This is a genomic window from Psychrobacter sp. TB55-MNA-CIBAN-0194, from assembly GCF_040309505.1.
GTDB classification, from domain to species: Bacteria; Pseudomonadota; Gammaproteobacteria; order Pseudomonadales; family Moraxellaceae; genus Psychrobacter; species Psychrobacter fozii.
The window spans coordinates 1-350 of sequence record NZ_JBEOOW010000076.1 but is presented as its reverse complement, the minus strand read 5'-3'; the positions used below and the strand labels follow the sequence as shown (position 1 = coordinate 350).

1 pseudogene is annotated in these 350 nt (G+C 44.9%); it reads left to right on the top strand.

The features are described 5' to 3' along the window. Positions 1-88: 88 nt before the first annotated feature. Positions 89-350 (top strand): annotated as a pseudogene (locus AAEY75_RS14315) (serine-type D-Ala-D-Ala carboxypeptidase); the annotation flags it as partial.

Here is a 350-nt window from a genome sequence, read left to right as displayed (position 1 = left end):
GATATAGTCTGCCAAAGATTGTGTAAAGGTAGTGGTGTTGGGGACAAGCGACAGATACATTTGGTTTTATGATGCGGTGTAACAATCTATGACAGTAAAGCGTGTGAAAAAACAGCTGGTGCAGCTGGTAGTGGGTGTCAGTATTTCTATGGGTGCAGTGATGGCAAGTGCAGCCATACAGCCGCCTGAGATGGCAAATACTGCGTATGTATTAATGGACTATAACACGGGTGAAATTTTGGCACAGAAAAATGCCAATCAAGCCTTGCCGCCAGCATCTTTGACCAAAATGATGACCAGTTACATCATTGAACAGCGCTTAGCTTCAGGCGACCTCAAAGAAACCGATC